Here is a 14,666-nt window from a genome sequence, read left to right on the forward strand (position 1 = left end):
CTCCATATAATGTCTATATGCTTGAGCTCCGTCAGCTGCACGTACTGAAGGCGATCGCGCAGGAGGGCTCCCTGGCCGCAGCCGCCCGCGCCCTCCACTACACACAGCCGACGATCAGCCACCACCTCGCGGTGCTCGAGTCTCATTTCGACGCACGTCTCGTGCAGCGCGGGCCGCGCGGGGCCGCACTGACCGAGCTCGGCGTGGCACTGCTGCCGCACGCGGAGGCAGTGCTCGAACGGCTGAGACTCGCCGAGAGGGAAGTCCGGGACCTCGCCGAACGGGGCGCGCACACGCTGCACATCGGCACGTTCCCCACGGCCGGCGCACTGCTGCTGCCGCCCGCGGTGAAGGCTCTCCGTTACGCCGGGGTGCACATCTCGCTCACCGAAGGCGAACTGCCGACCCTGCTGCAAGGACTGCGCGCACGGGAGCTCCACGCCGCGCTCGTCTTCTCCCAGCCGGGTGACCGACTCGATCTCGACGACGACTTCGAGCTGTATCCACTGCTGCACGATCCACTGCAGCTGGTTCTGCCCGAGGACCACCGGTGCGCCGACCGGACACACGTAACCCTCGAAGAACTCAGGGACGACGACTGGATCGGCGCGGCCGACCCCCGCGACCCGTGCGACCGCCTCCTGTCCTGGGCCTGCGCCCAGCACTCCTTCGAACCTGTGCACACCCTGCGTACGGACGACTACGCAGTCGTCCAGGGATTTGTCGCCGCCGGCGCGGGCGTGGCCCTCATCCCCCGGCTCGCCCTCGGCCCGCGCGAGGACGTCGCCGTACGACAACTCAAGGGCGCCCCACTGGCACGGGAGATCAGCGTTGCCGTACTCCGCACCACCGCCGCGCGCAGCATTCGCGAGCTGGTGGACGCCCTCACGGAACAGGCGAGGCTGATCCAGCGGCGCTGGAGCGACGCGGACGCCGGACTCGCGTAGCCGGCCTCGTGCGGTCCGCGTCACCCGCTGCCGCGGACTCACTCTTGTCCCGCGCGCCGATGGATGCCATACGGCGGCGCTACAGCAGAACCGCACTGACACGGCGCTGGCGTCAGAAACACAGAGACTCCCCCGGCCTGCGTTTCCACAGGCCGGGGGAGTCTCTACAGATGTGGAGCCTAGGAGATTCGAACTCCTGACATCTGCCTTGCAAAGGCAGCGCTCTACCAACTGAGCTAAGGCCCCAAAAAATGGACAGCAATGGACGCATCAGCGTCTCGGTCACCGCCGCAGACCAGAGTACCGGGTGACCCCCTGAAACTTCCAAAAAGATTGGGGCTCCCCGTCAGCAACCACTCTCCGTAAGATGCTCGTCGAGGTTCGCAGCAGCGAAGCCGCAGCGAAGGGGAGACGCAATGGACGCAGCTCAGCAAGAGGCAACGGCAAGAGCCAGGGAGCTTCAGCGCAGTTGGTACGGAGAGCCACTGGGGGCGCTCTTCCGTCGGCTGATCGATGATCTCGGCCTGAATCAGGCCCGGCTCGCCGCCGTACTCGGTCTGTCCGCCCCCATGCTCTCCCAGCTGATGAGCGGCCAGCGGGCGAAGATCGGCAACCCGGCGGTCGTCCAGCGTGTCCAGGCCCTGCAGGAGCTGGCCGGCCATGTCGCCGACGGCAGCGTCAGCGCGGGGGAGGCCACCGACCGCATGGAAGAGATCAAGAAGTCCCAGGGTGGTTCCGTCCTCACCGGCACCGGTCAGACCTCGACCACGGGCGGGGCGCCCACCGTCCGACGCGTGGTCCGCGAGATCCAGTCGCTGCTGCGGTCGGTCGCGGCCGCCGGGGACATCATCGATGCCGCCGACTCCCTCGCCCCGACCCACCCGGAACTGGCAGAGTTCCTCAAGGTGTACGGGGCAGGGCGCACCGCGGACGCGGTCGCGCACTACGAGGGACACCAGGGCTAGGGCCTGTCCGACAAGTCCTAGGGCACTACCCCCGAGAGCCGGGCACGAGCCGAAACAGGAACTGGGAGCGGGCGCAGCGCAATGGGTGAGGTCTTCGCGGGTCGGTACGAGCTGATCGATCCGATCGGACGTGGTGGCGTCGGCGCCGTGTGGCGTGCCTGGGACCACCGGCGCCGCCGGTACGTGGCGGCCAAGGTGCTCCAGCAGAGCGACGCGCACACGCTGCTGCGCTTCGTCCGCGAGCAGGCGCTGCGGATCGAGCATCCGCATGTGCTCGCCCCGGCCAGTTGGGCTGCGGACGACGACAAGGTCCTGTTCACCATGGATCTGGTCAGCGGCGGCTCGCTGGCACATGTCATCGGCGACTACGGCCCGCTGCCCCCGCGCTTCGTCTGCACGCTGCTGGACCAGCTGTTGTCCGGGCTGTCGACGGTGCACGCCGAGGGGGTCGTGCACCGCGACATCAAACCCGCCAACATCCTGATGGAGGCCACCGGCACCGGCCGGCCGCATCTGCGGCTCTCCGACTTCGGCATCTCCATGCGCAAGGGCGAGCCGCGCCTCACCGAGACCAACTATGTGGTGGGAACGCCGGGTTACTTCGCGCCCGAGCAGATGATGGGTGCGGAGCCCGACTTCCCCGCCGACCTCTTCGCCGTCGGTCTCGTCGCGCTGTATCTGTTGCAGGGTCAGAAGCCCGACTCCAGGGCTCTCGTCGAGCATTTCGCGTCGCACGGCACACCCAGCGCCCCGCAAGGCATCCCGGAACCGCTGTGGCAGGTCCTCGCAGGCCTGCTCCAGCCGGATCCCCAGGCCCGGTTCCGGACGGCCACGGGCGCGCGCAAGGCCCTGACCGCCGCCGTCGAGATGCTGCCGGAGCCCCGCGTCGACGACGAACCGGTGGAGGTCTTCGACCAGATCGGCCCGCTGCCCGCCGGATTCGGTCCCGCAGGCCCCCTCGCGGCCCCCCGGACTCCCGCCCAACCCGCGCATGCCGCGCAGCACCCACAGATCACACCCGCGGGCCAGGCACTCCAGCAGGACGCCCACCTGCCCGGACAGCCGTCCGTACAGCAGCCGCACACCCCGTCGCCCTCCCCGATGTCGGAGACGGGCAGCTTCCACCTCGCCCCGCCTCCGCAGCAGCCACCCACCCCCCAGCCACAGGCCCGGACTCAGCCCCAGCCCCATCCGGTGCAACCGGCCGCTTTCCCCCATCCGCTCCCGGCGCATACTGGTTCCCCCTTCCCTGCCGCCGCACCGGATCCCTCCCAGGCCCCGACAGCCGCGGTGCAGCACGAACAAGCTCTCACTCGTGCTTACACCGCTCAGCAGCCGCAGGTTCCCCATCCCACAGCGGGAGTTCCCGCGCACGTTCCTCAGAAGCGTCCGGGACCGCCCCCGAAGGTGGCGGTCCCGGTCCTGCTGGTGGCGCTGATCTGTTTCGCCGTAGGTATCTGGGCACTGACTCAGACCTGAGTTCACCGGCCTCGGCCGCTGACGGCTCCGGCCCGCCAGGCCCGCCCCCGGAATCACCAGGCCTGCGGCGGTCCTCCGTACGGCGGCTGCCCGGCCGTGCCCACGGCTGCCTGCCCGCCCGCGACGGTCGCCACGCGTCGCCGCGCGAGCAGCGTCCACGCCCCGAGTGCGAGCACGAGCACGGCGCCCGCGCCGATCCCGGCGGCGGCAACCACCTCCATCGTGTCGCTCTTGGCGGCCTGCGGGGCGCTCTGCCCGTTCCTGGCCATGTCCTTGTCATCCTGTGTGACACCGAAGACCCCGGCGGAACCCCCATACGGCGACGGACCCGCGGAGTTCTCGACCTTCACCTTGAGGGTCATCGGGATCGCCTTCTTGCCGTAAGCCTTCTCGACCTCCGGGCTCAGCGTCACCGACAGGTAGTACCAGCCCGCGAACCGCATGGCGCTGACATCGGCGCTGGAGGCGAACCGGTTCTCGTACGCCACCGGAGGCAGCGGATCCAGTGACACGGAGGCCGGCCTACCCGAGTACGACAGCGGCGAGGCCTCGTCGACATGGCCGTGCGCCGGATTGTCCAGGGACAGTGCGAGCGCGCTGCCGACGTATTCGTCCGAGCCGTCGACGCTGTTGCCGAGATCGACGGTGGCGAAGATCTGCTGTCCCCAGTCCACCGGCACCCGGTAGAAGCGGGTCTGCCCCGGCTCGATGCTGTCATCCCACTCGCCGGTCTCCAGGCTGGTGGCGTCGTAATAGCTGGTGCCGCCCGGCCGCTTCTGCGCGGCCTGGGTGGGCGGTGACGGTGACGCCGACGGCCAGTTCTCCGGCGCCTCGGTCGGTACCGACCCGCTCTGCTTCAGCTTCGGCTCCGACTCGTAGCGGAGCTCCAGGTCCCACTCCTCCGGAGTCGAGGTCTCCTTGCCCTCCCGCTCGACCAGCACGTTGTACGTACCGGCCTCGTCGCAGGTGGTGCTGCCCTTCTCCGGGACCCGGTAGGCGTACGCGGCGATCGGACGGGGGAACTCCGCCGACTCGAACCTGGCATCCTCCGAGCTGCACTGCAGGTCCGTGCTGTCCCGGATGCTGACCGTGATGCCGTCCCCGTACGCGACCTGGCCGCCGAGCTTGGGCACCGCCACCGCCGAGACATATGCATTCGTGCCGGCATCGAGGTCGAGGCGGTAGTAGAGCTTCTCACCCGGCTTGATCGAGCTCTTGTACACGGATCCGGGGGTCAGCGCCGACGCGTCGGTGCTGACCTCCGCGCCCCGGACCGTCCTGGCCTCGGGGTCGAAGGTGTACGGAGCGGGCTCCCCGGCCGCGTACGCCTGCCCCGGCAGCGCCGCCACCGCGCACATCGCCGCGAACGCGGCCAGCGTCGCCCGGCCCCTGTTGCGCTGCCTCATCACGCGCTTCCCCTCGTCGTCTGGGTGGCCACCCTGCGGCGGCTGCGCACGAACACCAGCCCCGCGATCACAGCCACCACGGCGCCCGCCCCGGCAGCGGCCGCGATGCCGGTCCATCCTGCCCCGCCCGTACCATCGCTGTCTGCGGCTGCAGGCGAATTGCCCCTCTTGTCCGCCTCGTTGTCCGTCTTCTTCCCGAGGGCGGGCGCACCGTGCTCCGGTCCGGCCCACTCGTCGCCGAGCACCGACACCCGAAGCACCACACCGATCTGCGGGTTCTCGGCGATCTCGGCGGCCCGCGCACCCAGCGTCACGGAGATGTAGAACTCGCCCCTGGTGTGCACCGGCTGGACCGTGGAGCGGTACTCGTAGCGGTTGGTCCAGGCGACCGGAACCGACCCCATCCTGATTGCGGCCGGACGGCCGTTGTACATGGCCGTCGAGGTGAACTCGCTGCCACCGCCGACCGGGAAGCGGGCCGGCGTGAACAGCTGCGTCGCCCCGTACGAGTACGAGGAGACCTGCTCCACGGTCGGCTCGTTGGCGAACTCGACGTCGTAGCGCACCTGCTGGCCCCAGCCGGCCGGAACCTTGTACCAGAGCGTCTGCGACGGCAGGATCCGGTCGCGCCACACGCCCCGGCCGAGCTCCTTGGCATCGTTGAATCCGGTGCCGCCCCGCACATCACGGGGGTCACCGGAGGGCACCGCGGCGCTCCTGCCACCCACGCCGTACTCCGGCTCCGAGGCGGCGGGCGTGACACCCTTCTTCAGCGGCGCCTCCACCCCGTGGACAAGCTCCAGCGGCCAACGCGCGGCATCGGAGCCCTTCTTGCTCTCCCGCTCCACCACCAGCCAGTAGCGGCCCGCCCTGTCGCAGACGCGGGTTCCCTCCGGGGCGGGGATGCGGGCAACCGCCGAGGTCAGCGGGGCCGCACCCTCCTTCTGGTCGAAGTGCTCGGTGTTCGTCACGCAGGAACTGTCGGCGCCGTACGCAAGGCTGGTACGCAGCGCATCGAAGGTGTCGACAGCCGCGCCGGGCTGCGGCACAGCCGTCGCCGAGAAGTCCGCCGTGGACACCGCGTCCAGATCGACGGCGTAGTACCGCTTCTCACCCGGGCCGATGGCGTCCAGATACTGCCCGGGTGCGAGCAAGGGTGCCCGGTCGCCGGTCGCAGCGCCCTCGACCCGCTTGCCGCGGAACCGGTAGCGGTCCGCGGAGAGTTGCGATGCCCGCTGCAACTGCCTCGCCAGTGACTTGGCGTCCGGCGCGTCGTAGTATCGGCCGTTGCCCGCCTCCGCGATGCATTCGAGCTGCTCGCGAGCCTTGCCCTTCACCTGGAAGCCGACGGTGTCGATCCGCAGCCCGGCCCCGTCCTTGCCGAGCTGCTCGGCCATCTCGCAGGGCTGCGGCGTGCCGCAGTTGTCCTCACCGTCGGAGATCAGCAGGATCGTGCGCGTCCCCATGGCGCCGCCGGGACCGGGAAGGTCCTCCGCTGCCTTCTGCAGGGACAGACCGATGGGTGTGTCGCCCTTCGGCCGCACGCCCGCCACGGCCTGCTTCACGGCGGCACGGTCGAGCGGTTGCACCGGCCGTAGGAGCCGGGTGTCCGTGCATCCCTGAGGACGATCGGCGCCGTACACCCGCAGCCCGGTCGGATAGTGGTCGGGGAGACCGTCCACGACCGTGCCCACGGCACTACGTGCGGCCTCCATCCGGGTCCGGCCGGTGCCGTCGTCGTCCGCCATGGATCCGGACGAGTCGAGCACCATGACGAGGCTGCTGCTGTCCGGGGCAGCCGTGCCCGGCGCGGCAGCTGCACCACGGGCGCCGAGGGCTCCGGACCCGGCCGCCGCGACCGGCAGCGCTCCTGCCATCAGGGCGAGCAGTGCCCCGCCTGCCAATGCCCCCACTGCTGTTGCAGTCCGGCGGTGATTGAGTCCCCTCACCCGTGCCCCCTCGACCGAGATACCAACTCCTTTGCTCACGCAACTTATTGATTTGCGTAGGTGAACTCAAGAGCACAGGTGTCACGGTCCCGCAACAGCACGAAGCCCCGGCCGCTCAGCGACCGGGGCCCGCAAAAGGCTGTTCCGTCTCACACACCCGAACCTGCGGGCACGGAGTCAGTCGCCTCCGTCCACAGATCCTGCTCGGCGCGATCCGCCTGGATCTGGCGGTACACGAGGAGCCCGCCGATGGCTGCCAGTGCGACCAGGAGAAGCTTCTTCACCGCGCGACCTCGTCTTTCCTTGACGTAGGAGACTTCTGCCGCCCGACTATACACACCGGCCGATATCGATCGGTTACCTCCCTGCGGCCCAGCAGGCACCCGGGCAAAACCGACCATCCCGACCGGCCCGCGCCGACTCGTCCAGCCCGGTTGAACCATACGAGTGGTGTTCATCTGAAGATCGGCGGATCCGTGGCGTCGATCCCTGAAATCGCGAGCCGGATCCACATCATCAGAAAGGTAAGCAAACCGGACCACCCGAAAGCGAGGGGCCATGAGCGCCTTCAAGGTCAAGAGCATCTGGACCGCCTTCATCACCGCCTTCTTCGCGCTTCTCGCGTCGATGGGGCTCATCAGCGCCCCCGCCGCGAACGCGCAGCAGCCGACGGCCACGAACCAGGAGCACACGGGTGCTGCCACCGCAACCGCGACCACCCCGTCGGTGCGATGGACCCTTCCGCGTGACAGGGCGCTGCCACCCACGATGAAGCAGCGCATCCGCGCCGAGGCGCACGGCTCGTCACCGGCCACCAGGAACCTGACCGTGGACACGAGGAACACCTTGGGCGCCACAGACGCCACAGGTGCCGCCCGTATCGCTCACGGCGTCCCGGCGGGGAAGGCATCACTCCTTCCACCCTGAGAGCGGTGCACCTGACGCACAGGGCCCCTGGTCCGGTTCACACCGGGCGGGGGCTTTTTCGTGCGCCCGCCCCTCTGCCGGGAGGGACCCTGCCGCACACTCCTGCCGCACCCTGGCCCGCGCACCGCCCCGCGCGTACAGCGCCACGTACGACCGCCGCAGACACCCCCGCGCCGCGTCGCAGCCCCACGCACGGCCACCGCGTCCACCCGGCCCGTACGCCCCGGCGCAACAGATCCCCCAACAGCACCAGGTGAACCGCAGATGACGGACGACCCCGAGACGCGCAAGCGCCCCGCACGCCACCGGACGCAGAAGGCCCGGTATCTCCGAAGAGATACCGGGCCTTCTGTTGTCACTGTGGGGCTAACAGGATTTGAACCTGTGGCCTCATCCTTATCAGGGATGCGCTCTAACCAACTGAGCTATAGCCCCGCCGCGCTGCGCGCTGACTTCTGAAGATTAGCGCACGTCGGGGCCAGTCCCAAAATCGATACCCGAAGCCCTACTCGTCCTCGGCCAGCGTGAGCTCCACGCCGCCCACGAAGCCCGCCGACAAGTTGTAGATGAAGGCGCCCAGCGTCGCCAGCGCGGTCGCCAGCACCACGTCGATCACCGCGATGACCGACGTGAAGATGAGAACGCGCGGAAGCGACAGGAACGACTGCAGATCGAAGCCGTTGCTCTCGTTGGAACCGGTCGCCTCGCTGATCGTGCCGCCCACGGTGGAGAAGACGCCCATGGCGTCCATCACCATCCACAGGACCGCGGCCGCCACGACCGTGCAGATGCCGAGCGCGATGGAGAGCAGGAAGCTGACCTTCATCACCGACCACGGGTCGGCCTTCGCCACCCGCAGTCGCGCCTTACGGATACGCGGAGTTGTCCGCGCCCCCGTCCGCGGCAGACGGGTCGCCTGGGTACCACCGGCACCCTGTGCACCGCCCTGTGTGCCGTGCTGCTGCGCTCCTTGGGGCCGGCCGCCCTGCGTCTCGCCCGCGGGCGAGGGGTACGCCTGCGGCGGGTGGTAAGGCCCGCCTGCCTGCCCCGGTGCGGGCTCGCGCTCACCGGGCAGCGGCCCGGTCGCGTATCCCTCGTACTGGGGCTGAGGCCCCCGGGTGTCTGTCACAGTGCCCCCTTGGGAGTCCGTGGCAGGGCCACGGGCACCGTTCGCTCCAGCTCCGGAAGCGGCCGAACCGGCGCCCGTGGCTCCACTCACGCTCTACTCCTCGTGCTCCCCGGCCGAAGGCGACGTGCCTTCGACAGTGCCCTCGACAGTCGACTCGGCTGTCGTCACCTCGGCAGTCGTCTCAGCCGTCTCGCCTTCGGCGTCACCGGCCCCGTCGACCTCTTCGGCCTCGCGGCCGGCCTCGGCGTTACGAGCGATACCGACGACGGCATCGCGCTTGCCCAGATTGATCAGTTGGACGCCCATGGTGTCACGGCCCGTCTCCCTGACTTCATTGACTCGCGTACGAATCACACCACCGCCGAGCGTGATGGCAAGGATCTCATCCGTCTCCTCGACCACCAGCGCGCCGACCAGCGAGCCCCTGTCCTCCACGATCTTGGCGGCCTTGATACCGAGGCCGCCGCGACCCTGAACGCGGTACTCGTCGACGGCGGTCCGCTTCGCGTACCCACCATCGGTGGCAGTGAAGACGAACGTACCTGGCCGGACGACATTCATCGAGAGCAGTTCGTCGCCTTCGCGGAAACTCATCCCCTTGACACCCGAAGTGGCGCGGCCCATCGGGCGCAGCGCTTCGTCCGTCGCAGTGAACCTGATCGACTGGGCCTTCTTGCTGATGAGCAGCAGATCGTCCTCGGCCGAAACCAGCTCCGCACCGATCAGCTCGTCGTCACTGCCGTCCTCCGTCTCACGGAGGTTGATCGCGATGACACCGCCCGAGCGCGGCGAGTCGTAGTCCTTCAGCACGGTCTTCTTCACCAGGCCGCCCTTGGTGGCCAGGATCAGATACGGCGCGGCCTCGTAGTCGCGGATCGCCAGGATCTCGGCGATCTGCTCGTCCGGCTGGAAGGCCAGCAGGTTGGCGACATGCTGCCCGCGCGCATCACGGCCGGCGTCCGGAAGCTCGTACGCCTTGGCCCGGTAGACCCGGCCCTTGTTGGTGAAGAACAACAGCCAGTGGTGGGTCGTCGACACGAAGAAGTGGTCGACGATGTCGTCTTCCTTCAGCTTCGTGCCGCGTACGCCCTTGCCGCCGCGCTTCTGCGAGCGGTAGTCGTCCGTCTTCGTACGCTTCACATAGCCGCCGCGCGAGATCGTGACGACGATGTCCTCCTCGGCGATCAGGTCCTCGATGGACATGTCACCGTCGAAGGGCACCAGCTTGGAGCGCCGGTCGTCGCCGAACTTGTCGACGATCGCCGCCAGCTCCTCGCTGACGATCTGCCGCTGCCGCTCGGGCGACGCCAGGATCTGGTTGTACTCGTTGATCTTCGCCTGGAGCTCGTCGTGCTCGGCCGTGATCTTCTGGTGCTCCAGCGCGGCCAGCCGGCGCAGCTGCATCTCCAGGATCGCGTTCGCCTGGATCTCGTCGATCTCCAGGAGGCCCATCAGGCCCTCACGGGCGATCTCGACCGTCTGGCTGCGCCGGATGAGGGCGATGACCTCGTCGATCGCGTCGAGCGCCTTGAGCAGACCGCGCAGGATGTGCGCCCGCTCCTCCGCCTTGCGAAGGCGGAACCTCGTACGCCGGACGATGACCTCGATCTGGTGCGTCACCCAGTGGCGGATGAACGCGTCGATCGACAGCGTGCGCGGCACCCCGTCGACCAGGGCCAGCATGTTCGCGCCGAAGTTCGTCTGCAGGTCGGTGTGCTTGTACAGGTTGTTCAGTACGACCTTGGCGACCGCGTCCCTCTTCAGCACGACCACGAGACGCTGGCCGGTGCGCGAGGACGTCTCGTCACGGACGTCCGCGATCCCGCCGACCTTGCCGTCCTTGACCAGGTCCGCGATCTTCTGCGCGAGGTTGTCGGGGTTGGTCTGGTACGGAAGCTCCGTGACGACCAGGCACTGCCGGTTCTGGATCTCCTCGACCGCGACGACCGCGCGCATCGTGATGGACCCACGGCCCGTGCGGTACGCCTCCTCGATGCCCTTGCGGCCCACGACGAGCGCACCGGTCGGGAAGTCAGGGCCCTTGATCCGCTCGATCAGGGCGTCCAGCAGCTCCTCGTGGGAGGCCTCCGGGTGCTCCAGGTACCACTGCGCACCTGACGCGACCTCACGCAGGTTGTGCGGCGGGATGTTGGTCGCCATGCCGACCGCGATGCCCGCGGAACCGTTGACCAGCAGGTTCGGGAAGCGCGCCGGCAGGACCGTCGGCTCCTGATTACGGCCGTCGTAGTTGTCCTGGAAGTCGACGGTCTCCTCGTCGATGTCCCGGACCATCTCCATGGACAGCGGCATCATCTTGCACTCGGTGTACCGCATGGCGGCAGCCGGGTCGTTGCCCGGAGAACCGAAGTTGCCGTTGGAGTCCACCAGCGGCATCCGCATCGACCACGGCTGCGCCAGTCGCACCAGTGCGTCGTAGATCGACGAGTCACCGTGCGGGTGGTACGTACCCATGACGTCACCGACGACACGGGCACACTTGTAGAAGCCCTTCTCGGGCCGGTAGCCGCCGTCGTACATTGCGTACAGCACGCGGCGGTGGACGGGCTTGAGACCGTCCCGTACGTCGGGCAGCGCACGCGACACGATGACGGACATCGCGTAGTCGAGATAGGAGCGCTGCATCTCCGTCTCGAGCCCGACGGGCTCGACACGCATGCCCACACCCGCGGCTGCAGGTTCTTCTTCGGGCGTCACAGGGGTGTTCTCGTCGGCCATTGCTGGTCAAAGTCCTTTCGAGCGGCGGCTTGCTGGTACGGCCGACTCAGATGTCGAGGAAGCGGACGTCCTTGGCGTTGCGCTGGATGAACGAGCGCCGTGCCTCGACGTCCTCACCCATCAGCACCGAGAAGAGGTCGTCGGCCTGCGCCGCGTCGTCCAGCGTGACCTGGCCGAGCACCCGGTGGTCGACGTCCATCGTGGTGATGCGCAACTCCTCGGCGTTCATCTCGCCGAGACCCTTGAAGCGCTGGATCGAGTCTTCCTTGATCCGCTTGCCGTTCTGCTTGCCGAGCTCGACGAGGGCGTCGCGCTCGCGGTCCGAGTACGCGTACTCGAAGTCGTCCCGACCCCACTTGATCTTGTAGAGCGGCGGGCGGGAAAGGTAGACGTGCCCTGCCTCGACCAGCGGACGCAGGAAGCGGAAGAGGAACGTCAGCAGCAGGGTGTTGATGTGCTGACCGTCGACGTCGGCGTCCGCCATCAGAATGATCTTGTGATAGCGGAGCTTCTCGATGTCGAAGTCCTCGTGGACTCCGGTACCGAAGGCCGAGATCAGCGCCTGGACCTCGGTGTTCTGCAGGATCTTGTCGACCCGGGCCTTCTCGACGTTCAGGATCTTGCCTCGGATCGGCAGGATGGCCTGGTACATCGGGTTACGGCCGGACTTCGCCGAACCACCGGCGGAGTCACCCTCGACGATGAAGATCTCGCACTTCGTCGGGTCGTTGGACTGGCAGTCGCTCAGCTTGCCCGGCAGCGAGGCGCTCTCCAGGAGACCCTTGCGACGCGTCAGATCGCGCGCCTTGCGGGCCGCGACGCGGGCCGTGGCCGCCGCGATGCCCTTGCGGACGATGTCCGCGGCCTCGTTCGGGTTCCGGTCGAACCAGTCCGTGAGGTGCTCGTGGACGACCTTCTGGACGAAGGTCTTCGCCTCCGTGTTGCCCAGCTTGGTCTTCGTCTGGCCCTCGAACTGCGGCTCGCCCAGCTTCACCGAGATGATCGCCGTCAGACCCTCACGGATGTCGTCACCGGTGAGGTTGTCGTCCTTCTCACGCAGCAGCTTCTTGTCCCGCGCGTACTTGTTGACCAGCGTGGTCAGCGCCGCACGGAAACCTTCCTCGTGGGTACCGCCCTCATGCGTGTGGATCGTGTTCGCGAAGGAGTACACACCCTCGCTGTACTGCGTGTTCCACTGCATCGCGATCTCGGCCGAGAGGAGTCGCTCCTTGTCCTCGGCCTCGATGTCGATCACCGACTGGTGAATGACGTCGCCCTTGCGGGAGTTGAGGTACTTCACGAAGTCGACGATGCCGCCCTCGTAGTGGTACGTGACCGTGCGAGCCGCTTCCTCCTCGGCGATCTCGACCGCCTCCGCGACATCCGCACCCGCCGTCGCCTTCGCCGACTCACGCTCGTCGGTGAGCTTGATCGTCAGACCCTTGTTGAGGAACGCCATCTCCTGGAAGCGGCGCGCCAGAGTCTCGAAGGAGTACTCGGTGGTCTCGAAGATGTCCCCGTCGGCCCAGAACGTGACCGTCGTCCCCGACTCCTCGGTGGCCTCGTTACGGGCCAGCGGCGCCGTCGGCACACCGAGCTTGTAATCCTGGGTCCAGCGGTAGCCGTCCCGCCTGACCTCGACGGAGACGCGCGACGAAAGCGCGTTCACCACGGAGACACCGACACCGTGGAGACCGCCGGAAACGGCATAACCGCCGCCGCCGAACTTGCCGCCCGCGTGCAGCACGGTCAGCACGACCTCGACCGCCGGCTTCTTCTCCGACGGCACAATATCGACCGGGATACCACGGCCGTTGTCGATCACCCGAACCCCGCCGTCAGCGAGGATCGTGACGTCGATCGTGTCCGCGTGCCCGGCCAGGGCCTCGTCGACCGAGTTGTCGACCACTTCCTGCACCAGGTGGTGCAGGCCACGCTCACCGGTCGAGCCGATGTACATGCCAGGTCGCTTACGTACCGCGTCCAAGCCCTCAAGGACGGTGATCGCGCTGGCGTCGTACGAGGCGGTCACCCCGCCGCTCTCACCGGGTGTGGACGGAATGTTCTCGTTGGGGTTGCCGGAATCGGCCACGAAGCGCCCTTTCTGGCACAGCACAGGCCGTTCTCCGGGCAGGCGGGAGCGGCTGCGTCGTTCGGCTTGTATCGACGACTCCCGCGAAGATGCGGGATTGTCCACCAGTCTACCGGTAGCGCCGACATGAATGGGGGTTTGCCGGTACCTGAGTCCGCATGTGCCGCCCTGGATGAGCGCCTGACGACTCCCCATATTCAGGATGGGGCTCTAAGAGGCTCACGCGGGCATTGAGCGCTTCGGCCTGTCAACCTCCCGCTACGGTGAGGGACGCATCAGCCGATACGTACGGTTTCAATCGCCACAGAACGACATATTCCGGAACCCGAGGGCGCTGCGGCGGACCAGACAGCACACCGCGACAGCCGACGCTCGGCGGAACCGGTAACGGTGGCCGCCCAAGCCCGACAGAGGGCCGAATATGAAGAGAAAGCGCAGGTCAGCCGGTCAGCCGTCAGCCGTATGTGTCGCCCGGGCCGGTGCTCCCCGGCGCGCGCAGCGGACCGTACCTGCGCTGCGGACCGCCCGGCCCCAACACCTTGATCAACTTCACTGTGCCGTGCCCCAGATCCGCGTTGAGCCGCGCCACCAGCTGCGGCGCCAGCAGCCGCAGTTGCGTCGCCCACGCCGTCGAGTCGCACTGCACCGTGAGCACCCGCTCATCGGGATCCTCGTCATAGCGCAGCGGCACACAATGATTGGCCAGATCCTCACCGACGATCTGCGGCCAGCGGCCCATCACCCCGCCCACCGCAGCAGGCGTCTCCCAGCCACGCTCGGTGATCAGACGATTGATCGCAGCGCCCAGCGGCAACGGATCACGACCGTCCGCCCGCGCTCCGGAACGCAGCCCGCCGCCCCGTCTCGCCTGCTTCTTCTGCTGAGCCGCAGCGCCCCGCGCCCGGGCCTGCTCCTTCGCGGCACGCAACGCCACCCGGGCCAGATCGACCCCCGACGCCTCCGGTTGCTTCACCTCGGGCGCCGATTCCTGCGGGCCCGAGCCGCCGGCAGCGCCCATGCCCTTCGCCGCACCACC

11 protein-coding genes and 2 tRNA genes are annotated in these 14,666 nt (G+C 68.2%); 4 read left to right on the forward strand and 9 right to left on the reverse strand.

Annotated elements, in window-relative coordinates:
* Positions 1 to 17: 17 nt before the first annotated feature.
* The gene (locus ACIA8E_RS13985) at positions 18 to 947 is read left to right on the forward strand and encodes a LysR family transcriptional regulator (protein WP_399297771.1); all 930 of its coding nucleotides are present in this window, start codon (positions 18 to 20) and stop codon (positions 945 to 947) included.
* A 173-nt stretch (positions 948 to 1,120) separates the two neighbouring features.
* On the opposite strand, the gene ACIA8E_RS13990 is transcribed toward ACIA8E_RS13985, so the two are convergent.
* Positions 1,121 to 1,193 (reverse strand) — tRNA-Ala (locus tag ACIA8E_RS13990).
* Positions 1,194 to 1,363: 170 nt separating this feature from the next.
* On the opposite strand from ACIA8E_RS13990, the gene ACIA8E_RS13995 reads away from it, so the two are divergent.
* Both ACIA8E_RS13995 and ACIA8E_RS14000 read left to right on the forward strand, forming a co-directional pair.
* Positions 1,364 to 1,912, forward strand: coding sequence for a DNA-binding protein (locus tag ACIA8E_RS13995; protein ID WP_030930454.1), 549 nt, complete (start codon positions 1,364 to 1,366; stop codon positions 1,910 to 1,912).
* An 81-nt stretch (positions 1,913 to 1,993) separates the two neighbouring features.
* Positions 1,994 to 3,391 (forward strand): serine/threonine protein kinase, encoded by a 1,398-nt coding sequence (locus ACIA8E_RS14000; protein ID WP_399297773.1) that lies wholly within the window; start codon positions 1,994 to 1,996, stop codon positions 3,389 to 3,391.
* 53 nt (positions 3,392 to 3,444) lie between these two features.
* Here ACIA8E_RS14000 and ACIA8E_RS14005 read toward each other — a convergent pair whose 3' ends face one another.
* From ACIA8E_RS14005 to ACIA8E_RS14015, 3 genes are all read right to left on the reverse strand, one after another.
* On the reverse strand, positions 3,445 to 4,797 hold the full coding sequence (locus tag ACIA8E_RS14005; RefSeq protein WP_399297775.1) for a hypothetical protein: 1,353 nt from the start codon (positions 4,795 to 4,797) through the stop codon (positions 3,445 to 3,447).
* Positions 4,797 to 6,674: a VWA domain-containing protein gene (locus ACIA8E_RS14010; RefSeq protein ID WP_399298139.1), complete on the reverse strand. Its 1,878-nt coding sequence runs from the start codon at positions 6,672 to 6,674 to the stop codon at positions 4,797 to 4,799. The genes ACIA8E_RS14005 and ACIA8E_RS14010 overlap by 1 nt, the downstream gene beginning before the upstream one ends.
* 221 nt (positions 6,675 to 6,895) lie before the next feature.
* Entirely contained in the window at positions 6,896 to 7,030 is a 135-nt protein-coding gene (locus ACIA8E_RS14015) for a DLW-39 family protein (protein WP_003958712.1), read from the reverse strand.
* Positions 7,031 to 7,304: 274 nt separating this feature from the next.
* Here ACIA8E_RS14015 and ACIA8E_RS14020 point away from each other — a divergent pair, with 274 nt between their 5' ends.
* Positions 7,305 to 7,673, forward strand: a complete 369-nt coding sequence (locus ACIA8E_RS14020; protein ID WP_399297777.1) for a DUF6344 domain-containing protein — start codon at positions 7,305 to 7,307, stop codon at positions 7,671 to 7,673.
* Between the two features lie 361 nt (positions 7,674 to 8,034).
* Here the strand turns inward: ACIA8E_RS14020 and ACIA8E_RS14025 are convergent.
* The 5 genes from ACIA8E_RS14025 to ACIA8E_RS14045 form a co-directional block, all read right to left on the reverse strand.
* Positions 8,035 to 8,108: transfer RNA gene (locus ACIA8E_RS14025), tRNA-Ile, on the reverse strand.
* Between the two features lie 70 nt (positions 8,109 to 8,178).
* The gene (locus ACIA8E_RS14030; protein ID WP_399297779.1) at positions 8,179 to 8,802 is read right to left on the reverse strand and encodes a DUF3566 domain-containing protein; all 624 of its coding nucleotides are present in this window, start codon (positions 8,800 to 8,802) and stop codon (positions 8,179 to 8,181) included.
* A gap of 93 nt (positions 8,803 to 8,895) precedes the next feature.
* The gene (gyrA, locus tag ACIA8E_RS14035; RefSeq protein ID WP_399297781.1) at positions 8,896 to 11,538 is read right to left on the reverse strand and encodes a DNA gyrase subunit A; all 2,643 of its coding nucleotides are present in this window, start codon (positions 11,536 to 11,538) and stop codon (positions 8,896 to 8,898) included.
* A gap of 46 nt (positions 11,539 to 11,584) precedes the next feature.
* Positions 11,585 to 13,654 carry a DNA topoisomerase (ATP-hydrolyzing) subunit B gene (gene gyrB, locus ACIA8E_RS14040; RefSeq protein WP_392752687.1) on the reverse strand — a complete coding sequence of 690 codons (2,070 nt, stop codon included), beginning with the start codon at positions 13,652 to 13,654 and terminating at the stop codon, positions 11,585 to 11,587.
* Positions 13,655 to 14,084: 430 nt separating this feature from the next.
* Complete coding sequence (locus ACIA8E_RS14045) at positions 14,085 to 14,648, reverse strand: DUF721 domain-containing protein (protein ID WP_399298141.1); 564 nt, start codon at positions 14,646 to 14,648, stop codon at positions 14,085 to 14,087.
* Between the last annotated feature and the right edge of the window lie 18 nt (positions 14,649 to 14,666).

The organism is Streptomyces sp. NPDC051664 (assembly GCF_044453545.1).
In the GTDB taxonomy this organism is placed as follows: domain Bacteria; phylum Actinomycetota; class Actinomycetes; order Streptomycetales; family Streptomycetaceae; genus Streptomyces.